Source organism: Arthrobacter sp. Bi26, assembly GCF_918697925.1.
Taxonomy (GTDB): Bacteria; Actinomycetota; Actinomycetes; order Actinomycetales; family Micrococcaceae; genus Arthrobacter.
This window is the reverse complement of record NZ_CAKKMF010000032.1, coordinates 37549-47076: the sequence shown is the minus strand read 5'-3', so window position 1 is coordinate 47076 and position 9528 is coordinate 37549. Positions and strand designations below refer to the sequence as shown.

Annotated in this window: 9 protein-coding genes; 2 read left to right on the top strand and 7 right to left on the bottom strand. The window is 70.6% G+C overall.

Annotation, left to right across the window (positions count from 1 at the left end; translation table 11 throughout):
• A partial coding sequence (locus LQV16_RS10715) for a hypothetical protein (RefSeq protein ID WP_229993869.1) occupies positions 1–809 on the bottom strand: 809 nt, incomplete at its 3' end.
• Positions 810–839: 30 nt separating this feature from the next.
• Positions 840–2285 (bottom strand): M20/M25/M40 family metallo-hydrolase, encoded by a 1446-nt coding sequence (locus LQV16_RS10710; RefSeq protein ID WP_229993868.1) that lies wholly within the window; start codon positions 2283–2285, stop codon positions 840–842.
• Positions 2286–2397: 112 nt separating this feature from the next.
• On the opposite strand from LQV16_RS10710, the gene LQV16_RS10705 reads away from it, so the two are divergent.
• Both LQV16_RS10705 and LQV16_RS10700 read left to right on the top strand, forming a co-directional pair.
• Entirely contained in the window at positions 2398–3072 is a 675-nt protein-coding gene (locus LQV16_RS10705; RefSeq protein ID WP_229993867.1) for a DUF1684 domain-containing protein, read from the top strand.
• 4 nt (positions 3073–3076) lie between these two features.
• Entirely contained in the window at positions 3077–3559 is a 483-nt protein-coding gene (locus tag LQV16_RS10700) for a GtrA family protein (RefSeq protein WP_229993866.1), read from the top strand.
• On the opposite strand, the gene LQV16_RS10695 is transcribed toward LQV16_RS10700, so the two are convergent.
• The 5 genes from LQV16_RS10695 to LQV16_RS10675 form a co-directional block, all read right to left on the bottom strand.
• Entirely contained in the window at positions 3513–4700 is a 1188-nt protein-coding gene (locus LQV16_RS10695) for a cysteine desulfurase family protein (protein WP_229993865.1), read from the bottom strand. The two genes, LQV16_RS10700 and LQV16_RS10695, sit on opposite strands and share 47 nt — an antisense overlap.
• Before the next feature lie 8 nt (positions 4701–4708).
• On the bottom strand, positions 4709–5563 hold the full coding sequence (nadC, locus tag LQV16_RS10690; protein ID WP_229993873.1) for a carboxylating nicotinate-nucleotide diphosphorylase: 855 nt from the start codon (positions 5561–5563) through the stop codon (positions 4709–4711).
• 116 nt (positions 5564–5679) lie between these two features.
• Positions 5680–7449 carry an L-aspartate oxidase gene (nadB, locus tag LQV16_RS10685; RefSeq protein ID WP_229993864.1) on the bottom strand — a complete coding sequence of 590 codons (1770 nt, stop codon included), beginning with the start codon at positions 7447–7449 and terminating at the stop codon, positions 5680–5682.
• Positions 7446–8753: a quinolinate synthase NadA gene (gene nadA / locus LQV16_RS10680; protein WP_229993863.1), complete on the bottom strand. Its 1308-nt coding sequence runs from the start codon at positions 8751–8753 to the stop codon at positions 7446–7448. Before nadA ends, nadB begins: the two co-directional genes overlap by 4 nt.
• On the bottom strand, positions 8750–9466 hold the full coding sequence (locus LQV16_RS10675; RefSeq protein ID WP_229993872.1) for an NUDIX domain-containing protein: 717 nt from the start codon (positions 9464–9466) through the stop codon (positions 8750–8752). The genes nadA and LQV16_RS10675 overlap by 4 nt, the downstream gene beginning before the upstream one ends.
• Between the last annotated feature and the right edge of the window lie 62 nt (positions 9467–9528).

The window sequence follows — 9528 nt, the reverse complement described above, 5'->3', positions numbered from 1 at the left end:
AGCATCCGCTGGACGTTGGCGAATTCGGACCCCTCATTGACGTACTTGGCCGCCTGGTCGAGAGTGTCGAACGCCTTTGCGGGGGCGACCTTCTGGTCAGGCGCCAGCGTTTTCAGCACCGTCAGGTCCCCAAACGAATAGTCCCCCTTGCCGGCCACGCCACGGACCACATTCTGCAACGCGCAGCTCTTGCCGCCGGTGCCGCCCACCACGTTGGTGATGCCGTAGGAGCCGAAGTACTTGTAGCCCTGGATAACCCGGAAGACCACGTGCGGGTCAATGGTTCCCTCGCCGCCGGCGTGCGGGAGGTCAACGGGCACGCTGCTGACCACGACGTAGTCCCGTGCGGCGCCGTCAGCGCAGGCCGGCGCAGGCTGCGGCGGCAGACCGGTCTGCAAGGTGGCCAGGTAGCCGCCTTCAGCGTCCTTCACGGTGATCTTCAGTGCCCCCGGCAGCGCACCCGAGTCTGGAGCAACGGATTGGACGATCCAGTCCTGCGGCACCTCAAAGCTGACGGTCTTTGCCGGGTCGGTAAAGACTTTCCAGGCCCCCGCGCTCGAGCCGGGGGTGGCGGCAGCGCCGGCCGAGGATGGCGGGCCCGACGGTGCGGGACCAGTGGTGGCAGACTGCCTCTCACTGTCAGTGGTACCGTCCGCCGCGCTGCTGCCTGCAGTCCAGACCGGCGTCCCCTTGCCGTCGCTGCTGCAGCCCGTCAGGGCTGCCGCCACCGCGAGCGCCGCGCCGGTGCGCAGCAGAGCGCTCCGGACTCCGGCGGTGCCTGATCCTCCGAAAGGGGCCGTCCCAGTCATGGTGCCAGCGTAGCCGGGGCGCCGCATGACTCAGAGTTCCCGCATCAGTGTTTCGTAGAAGCGGACGCCCCGGTCCAGCGTCTCCAGGGAAATTTTCTCGTCAACGGCGTGGATGGAACCGCGGGCCCGGACATCCATGAAGAACGGCGCGAAGCGGTACACGGTGCCGCAGATCCCGGTGAAGCGGCGCGAGTCCGTGCCGCCCATCATGATGTAGGGGGTGATGATCGCCTCGGGGAAGACCTGCCCGATGCAGTCCGCCAGCAGTTCCCACTGCGCGGAGTTCGGGGAGACCGGGGACGGGCCGTTGCCCTCCACGACGCGCAGTTCGACTTTCGGGTCGCGGATGATTTTCCGCAGTCGTGCCACGGTGCCCTCGACGGTCTCCCCCACCGCCACCCTGATGTTGGCGTTGGCCTTGGCCGTGGCGGCGAGGACGTTCGCCCCGGAGCTGCCTTCGAGGGTGGTGATGGCGACGGTGGTTCGGGTCATCGCGTTGGTCTCGTTGCCGAGCCGGCCAAAGAGCCAGGTGATCGGCGCCCGGAGCAGGGCGACGTTAGCGAACACGGTTCGCAGCGGCGGCGGCGTGTGCGGGCAGAAGCGGCGCAGCATCTCCGCGGTCACCTCCGGCAGCGACTGCGGGAACGGGCTGCGCTCGATCCGGGTGATGGCGCGGGCCAGCCGGGCCGTCGCGCCCATCCGCGGCGGCGTGGAGGCGTGTCCCCCCTGGTCCCGGGTCAGCAGCTCCACGTCCAGGATTCCCTTTTCGGCCACGCCGACGACGGCGGCCGGGCGGCTCACCCCCGGGAAGGCACCGCCGGCGACGGCACCGCCCTCGTCCAGCACGAGCCAGGGCAACACACCGCGGCCGGCCAGCAGGTCTGCGGCGGCCGCCGCGCTGTTGCCGGCCGTCTCCTCGTTGTTGCCGAACGAGAAGTAGAGGTCATGCGCGGGGGCATGCCCCGCCCGGAGCAAGCTCTCGGCCGCCTCCAGGATGGCAACGAGCTGGCCCTTGTCATCGAGTGTCCCGCGGCCCCACAGGAAGGTGCCGTCGTTGTGGCCGGAGAACGGCGCCTGCGTCCACTGTCCTGGGTCGCCCGCCGGGACGACGTCGTAGTGCGCCATCAGCACCGAGGCGCGCTGCGCGGCCGCTGGGTCCTCCGCCAAGGCGCTGCCGGGCCAGCGGTACAGGAGGGCGTGGCCGTTGACGCGCTCCAGTTCCAGGGCGGCATGGACGGCCGGGTACAGCCGTGGCAGTGCCGCGATGAAGGCCTCGAACTGGTCTGTCTCCACCCCGGCCACGGCCCGGGAGGATACGGTCCGGTACGTCACGAGCTCCGCCAGCGACGCTGCCGCGCGCCCGGCGCTGCCCGGTGTTTCGCCGGCGCTGCCCGGTGTGTACCCCGCGCTGCCCGGCGTGGCCCCGGGGCTCTTGAGGGTATTGCCGGCGGCCGCGTTCTGCAGGGGGTTGCGCATGGGCGAAAGTCTACGGCTGGATGGTCCGCCGGAACGGGTTATTCGGCGCGGGGGTCCGGCCCGGAATCCGGGGCCCAAATTTCGGCCCCGGGAAAGCGGATACGCTGGGGGCATGGCCGAACATGACATTGACCGAACGCACTTTGGGGACCAGGGCGACGTGGCAGGCATGTCAGCGCTCGATATCGCGGACTGGCGGCTGCGGACCTTTGCCCTCTATGCCACCACGCGGAAGATTGCCGCGGACAGCCCGGCGGAGGCCCATTCGTACTGGCGCCAGGAGCGGGACCGCATGTTCGGCACGCACCCGGCCTCGGCGCTGACGGCAGAAGCCAAGGCCAGCTTCGGCGGCCTGAAGACGGCGGACTACGATCCGATCTACCGTTTCCATGTCCCGCTGACCCTCGAGGGCGCCGGCCGGGAGATGAATGTGGAGACCGGGACTGACGGCCTGGTCCGGTTTGTGCGGCTGGGCACCTTCGACCTTCCCGAGATGGGACAGCTCGCAGTCTGGAAGCTCAGGGGCTACGGCGGCGGCATCTTCGTGCCGTTCCGTGACGCCACCGCCGGCCAGCCCGGCGGCAGCTACGGCGCGGGACGCTACCTCCTGGACACCATCAAGGGGGCTTTCCACGGCGTGCGGGGCTCCGGGCCCCAGGCCGAATTCGTCCTGGACTTCAATTTCGCCTACAACCCCTCCTGCGCCTACAACGAAGCCTGGGCATGTCCGCTTGCGGGCCCGGCGAACCGGCTGGCCGTGGACATCCCCGTGGGCGAACTGTACTGAGCGGATGGAGACCCAGCTCGAACAGCAGGCTCCTGCCGCCGCCGTCCGCGGCCAGACCGCCCGCCGCCACCGCGGAATCCTCCGCTACCCGGTGGTCCGGCAGCTCATCCGGTTCACCGGCGTCGGGGTTGTCTGTACCCTGACTTCCTTGGCCCTGTACGCCCTGTCCCGGCCCTGGCTCGGGGCCCAGCCGGCCAACGCGGCGGCCCTGATCCTGACATCGTTCATGAACACCGCCCTCAACCGGCGCCTGACGTTCAAGATCACCGAGCGCCGCCGGATGAAGCGGGACCACCTCAACGGCCTGATCGTGATCCTCGTCGCGCTGCTGATCACCGGCGGCAGCCTGGCCGTCCTGCACTGGATCAACCCGGATGCCACCGTGGCCGAGGAACTGTGGACCACCACACTGTCCGGCTTCGCCGCGACCGCGGTGCGGTTCACGATGCTGCGGCACTGGATCTTCCGCCGCGCCCGCCACCGCTAGCTTCCCCAAGGGAGCGGACGCTGCCGACGGCCGTGCGGACCGCGGCCGCCGCCTCCTGCAACTGAACTGCCGTGACGGTCGAGTCGAAGCTGAAGCGCACCGCCGACTGGGCGACCTCGGGCTCGATGCCCATGGCAAGCAGCACCGGCGACGGCGCATCCGAGCCTGCCGCGCACGCGGACCCGCTGGAGCAGATGACGCCCTGGCGCTCAAGTTCCAGCAGCACGGACTCGCCGCTGGTGCCCGGGAAGCAGAAAGATGCCACCGAGGGCAGCCGCTCGGTGGGGTGCCCGGTGAGCAGCGCACCGGGAACACCGGCCAGCACGGCGCCTATAAACCCGTCGCGGAGGGCAGAGACGCGCCCGGCCGGTTCCCGGGGCAGCGTCAGGGCTGTCGCCAGCGCCACGGCCCCGGCGACGTTTTCCGTTCCCGAACGGCGGCCGCGCTCATGCCCGCCGCCGTGGACCAGCGGTTCAAGACGGACCCGTCCGCGGACAAACAACGCGCCGCTGCCTTTGGGCGCTCCCAGCTTGTGGCCGGAAATGCTCAGCGCGTCAACGCCCAGTGCGCCGGTGTCCATCGGCAGCCAGCCGGCGGCCTGGACGGCGTCGGTGTGGAACGGGACGCCGTGGGCGCGGGCCAGCGCCGCGAGCCGGGCGATGGGCTGGACCGTGCCTACCTCGTTGTTCGCGTACATGATGCTGACCAGGGCCGTCCCGGGCTGCAGCACCGCGGCAAGGGCCTCTTCCGTCACCTGCCCGAAGCGGTCCACAGGGATCACGTCGACCGCGAAGCCGTGCACCCGTTCGAGGTATCTGGCGGATTCTTCCACCGCGGGATGTTCGACGGCGCTGATCGCCACCCGGTCCAGGCGCGGATCGGCGGCGCGCCGGGCCAGGGCGATGCCCTTGACGGCGAGGTTGTCAGCTTCGGTGCCGCCGGAGGTAAAGACGACTTCCCCGGGGCGGCAGCCCAGGGCCTTGGCGGTTGCGGTGCGTGCCCCGGCGAGCGCCGTGGCGGCCGCCTCACCCAGGGAGTGATGGCTTGACGGGTTGCCGAACTCGCCCGTGAGGTATGGCCACATGGCCTCCAGCACCTCGCGGCGGACCGGTGTGGTGGCCGCGGCGTCGAGGAAGATCACGGTGCGCCTCAGCCGGCCGTCTGTTCCGGGGCAGGAACGGGCTCGACATCCAGCTCAATGTCCAGGCCGAGGTCCAGGGCCGTGACGCTGTGCGTCAGGGCCCCGATCGAGATGACGTCCACCCCCGTGGCCGCGATGTCCGCCACGGTGGCGAGATTGACGTTGCCGCTGGCTTCGACACGGGCCCGGCCGCCCACCAGTTCGACGCCGGCCGCCAGCTCGGCCAGGGAGAAGTTGTCCAGCATGATGGTGTCCACCCCGGCCGCAAGTACGGGCTCGATCTGCTCGATGGTGTCCACTTCCACTTCGAAGTGTGTTGTATGGCCAAGCTGCGCCTTGGCGCCCCGCAGCACCGCGGTCAGCTTCGCCGGATCACCGCCGGTGAGGACCGCCAGATGGTTGTCCTTGGCCAGGACGGCGTCAGACAGGCTGAAGCGGTGGTTGGCGCCGCCGCCGCAGCGCACGGCGTAGCGTTCCAGCACCCGCAGCCCCGGCGTCGTCTTGCGGGTATCTGTGATCCGCGCCGCGGTGCCGTCCACGAGCGCCACGAACTCGGCCGTCCTGGTGGCGATGGCGCTCATCCGCTGGACCAGGTTCAGGCCGACGCGTTCGGCCAGCAGCACGGCGCGGGCGTTCCCGGTCACCCGGGCCAGTGCGGTTCCGGCGGCGAAGGCCTCGCCGTCGTTGACCAGCAGTTCGACGACGGCGCCCGGGTCGGTCAGCTTCATCGCCGCGGTGAAGACCTCCCCGCCGCTCAGCACGCCGGGAACGCGGGCATTGAGCACCGCAGTCGCCCGCGCCTGCGCGGGGATGAGCACCTGCGAGGTGATGTCCCCGTACGGGGCGTCCTCGTCCAGCGCCATGCGGAGGACGGCCAGGACGGCGGCCTCGGGCAGGCTCCCGGCGAGCGCCGCGGCACGGGAGGGCACGGCTTCCGGGGCTGCGGTTTCCGGTGAAGCGGTTGCGTGGGCAGTGGTGGTCACGAGGAAATCCTTTGCATGGAATGGGTGAGGGCTGAGGTGGCGTCCGTGTCGGCCCGGTAATGGGCGCCGACGGATTGTGTGCGCTGCCGGGCCGCCGCCACGAGGAGTTCCGCAGCCAGCAGCAGGTTCCGGTCCTCATGGGCATCCTGGCCGAGACAGGCGCTGTGTCCGGCGCTGGGCCCGGCGTGGACTCCGCATTCAAGGCCGGCGGTTTCAGGGCCGGCGGCCCACTGCGCCAGCTGGAGCGCGGCGGCGTCGAGGCCGGCGCCCGTGCGGGTGACTCCCGCAGCCGCGGTCATGAGTCTCCCCAGGGCCGCGCGGGTGAACGGAACCTCCGCCGCGCCGGTGCCGCCTGTCTCTGGGGTAGCAGCCTCTGGGGTAACGGCCGCCGCGGGCGGGACATGGCTGCCCGGCTGGAGGTCCCCGCGTGCCGGCGAGAGCCAGGCCGCCTCCGGCACGGGCGCACGCAGGAAGTCCTCCACCGCACGGCGGCCGAACACGAGGCCCTCAAGCAGCGAGTTGCTCGCCAGCCGGTTTGCCCCCTGCGCGCCCGTGCGGGCGACCTCGCCGGCGGCATACAGGCCCGGAACCGATGTGCGGCCCTTCAGGTCGGTGCACACGCCGCCCATCCAATAGTGGGCGGCCGGGGACACGGGTACCGTCTCCGCGGTCCAGTCGTAGCCGGCGGCGAGGGTGGCGGCCGTGATGGTCGGGAACCGCCGGGCCAGGAAGCCCGCACCCTTCTCTGCCTCGACGCCACGGGCGTCCAGGTAGACCGGGCTGTCCAGCGCGGCCCTGGTGGCCGACAGGTGCAGGGCGATGCTGCGGGAGACGACGTCGCGGGGGGCCAGCTCGGCATCGGGGTGGTAGTCCGGCATGAAGCGGTATCCAGCGGAATCCAGCAGCACCGCCCCCTCGCCGCGGACCGCTTCGGAGATGAGCAGGGCCGGCGGGCCGCCAGGGACCTCCTGGGCGGCAAGGGTGGTGGGGTGGAACTGGAAGAACTCGAGGTCCCGCACCGCGGCGCCGGCACGCCAAGCCAGGGCCAGCCCGTCGGCGGTCGCGACGGAGGGATTGCTGGTGCGGGCAAACAGCCGCCCGGCACCGCCGGTGGCGAGCAGGACGGCGTCGGCAGCGAGCTGCTGGGGCCGTCCGCCGGCCAGGTAGGCCACGCCGGTGACCCGGGCCGGCGTCGGGAGCATGCCGCCGGGCTGTGACAGAGCATCCGGTTCCGTCAGGAGTTCGGTGACGAACGCGCTGGTCTCCACCCGGAGCCGGCCGTGGACAGCACGATCCAGGACTGCGCGTTCCAGGACGGCGGCGACGAGCCCGCGGGCGATGCAGGCACCCGTCGCGTCCCCGCCGGCGTGCAGGATGCGCGGCGCCGAGTGTGCCGCTTCCAGGCCCAGGGCCGGCCCGCCGTCGGGACCCGTGTCGAAATGCACGCCATAGCGGCCCAGGCCGGCGATGTCCCGGACGGCCTCGGCGCACAGGACACGGACTGCCTCGGCGTCGTTGAGCCCGGCACCGGCGGCGAGCGTGTCCGCGATGTGCGCTGCCACGGAGTCCCCGGCGGCGGCATCCTCCGGGGCCAGCACGGCGGAGATGCCGCCCTGGGCGTAGAAGGTGTTGCTCTGCTCCAGCGTCCCCTTGCTCAGGAGGACCACCTCGATGTCACGGCCGCTTCCGGTGGCGGCGTCGGTAGCGAGCAGCGCGGCGTAGAGCCCCGCAACCCCGCTACCGACAATCACGAGCCGCCTGGTCACGGCCGCGCCGCCAGCATGCGTTCCAGCGCCACCTTTGCCGGGGCGGCAACGTCCTCTTCCACGGTGATGCGGTTCAGCACCTCACCGCGGACGAGCGCTTCCAGGACCCAGGCAAGGTAGCCGGGGTGGATGCGGTACATCGTGGAACAGGGGCAGATCACCGGGTCCAGGCAGAAGATGGTGTGCTGCGGGTATTCCGCCGCGAGGCGGTTCACCATGTTGATCTCAGTGCCGATCGCAAACGTGGTGGGTTCGGTGGCCGCGGCGATTGCCTTCTTGATGAAGTCGGTGGAGCCCGCGGAATCGGCGGCGTCCACCACCTCCATGGGGCATTCCGGGTGCACGATCACCTGCACGCCGGGGAACTCTGCGCGGGCCTTCTCGATCTGGCCAACGTCGAAGCGCTTGTGCACCGAGCAGAAGCCGTGCCAGAGGATCACCCGGGAATCGAGCAAGGTCTGTTCGTCATTGCCGCCGAGGTCCTTGCGCGGGTTCCACATCGGCATCTGCTCCAGGGGCACCCCCATGGCCTTGGCGGTGTTGCGGCCCAGGTGCTGGTCCGGGAAGAACAGCACGCGCTGGCCGCGCTCGAACGCCCACTCCAGCACCGTCGCGGCGTTCGAGGACGTGCAGACGATCCCGCCGCGCTCGCCGCAGAAGCCCTTAAGGGCTGCGGAGGAGTTCATGTAGGTGACCGGGATGACCGGGACCCGGCCGTCGGCGTCGGGCTCCGTGCCGAAGACTTCCTCAAGCTGTTCCCAGCACTCGGTGACCGAGTCGATGTCCGCCATGTCAGCCATGGAGCAGCCCGCGGCGAGGTTGGGCAGGATCACGGCCTGGTCCGGCCGGGACAGGATGTCCGCCGTCTCGGCCATGAAATGCACGCCGCAGAAGATGATCGCTTCCGCGTCCGGCCGGGTCAGGGCCGCATTGGCGAGCTGGAAGGAATCGCCCACGAAGTCGGCATACTCGATCACTTCGTCGCGCTGGTAGAAGTGCCCCAGCACGACGGCGCGGTCCCCCAGTGCCGCTTTGGCGGCGCGGATCCGGGCGTCGAGTTCGGCGTCGCTGGCAAGCTTGTACTCCTCCGGGAGCTGGCCCTGCCGGGGCGTCGAGGCCGGCGCGGCGTCGGCGGAGGAGGCGCCCGGCCCGTAGGCGGGGACACCGGCGAGGGCTTCGGCGAGGTCGTAGTCCCAGGGCCCGCGGGCCAGCGCGGGGCTGCAGGTGGAGGCGGCCGCGCGCCCCGTCATGGTCGTGGCCTGCTCGCGCGTGATCAGCTGGATTGCCGTGTTGACGCTGCTCATGGTGTGCTCCTGTTGTCTGGGTCAAGGCCTGGGCGGCCGGTAAAGCGGTAGAGGCGTGGCGGGCGGTGCTTGCCGCCCTGCAGATAGTGATCGGTTTCTTCGATTTCCGGCGTGGCCTTGACCTGCCGGCGGAAGTTGGCGGGATCGAGTTCGCGGTCCAGGACGGCCTCGTAGACTTCCCGGACCTGGGCGAGGGTGAAGTACTCGCCCAGCAGGTGGTAGGCGATGGATCCGTAGGCCATCTTGTTGCGCAGCCGCCACAGGGCGTAGTCGATGATCGCGTTGTGGTCGAAGGCCAGCTCGCCGAGCCCGTCGGCACGGAACCAGCGCACGTTCTCCGATTCGTCGGCGAGCGCGGCCTCCGTCGGCTGGACGAGCGCCCAGTACACAATCGAGACGACGCGCTGGGTGGGCGAGCGGTGCAGCCCGCCAAAGGCGTAGAGCTGTTCGAGGTAGTTCGGGGCCAGCCCCGTGGTCTCGCGCAGGTTCCGCGAGGCGGCGTCCTGGAGTGACTCGGAATGCGTGAGCGGGCCGCCCGGCAAGGCCCAGAGGCCTTTGAACGGCTCGCGGATCCGGCGCACCAGCGGAATCCACAGCGTGGGCCGTCCGGACCGCTCGCTGGGGCGCAGCGCAAAGATCACAGTGGAGATGGCCAACGACGGCGGAGCGGTCTGGCGCTCCGAGACGTTGGCTGCTGTGGTGTAAACGGTGATCCACCCGCCCTCTTGGGTCCCGGGCGGGTCCGCGATGGACTGCCCGGACAGATCCGGTCCGA

Excerpts from the sequence above, each read along its gene's own strand:
- LQV16_RS10710 (WP_229993868.1), bottom strand. The coding sequence starts at position 2,285 with ATGCGCAACCCCCTGCAGAACGCGGCCGCCGGCAATACCCTCAAGAGC.
- nadA (WP_229993863.1), bottom strand. The coding sequence starts at position 8,753 with ATGAGCAGCGTCAACACGGCAATCCAGCTGATCACGCGCGAGCAGGCC.
- LQV16_RS10705 (WP_229993867.1), top strand. The coding sequence starts at position 2,398 with ATGGCCGAACATGACATTGACCGAACGCACTTTGGGGACCAGGGCGAC.
- nadC (WP_229993873.1), bottom strand. The coding sequence starts at position 5,563 with ATGGCGCTGGACGAGGACGCCCCGTACGGGGACATCACCTCGCAGGTG.
- LQV16_RS10700 (WP_229993866.1), top strand. The coding sequence starts at position 3,077 with ATGGAGACCCAGCTCGAACAGCAGGCTCCTGCCGCCGCCGTCCGCGGC.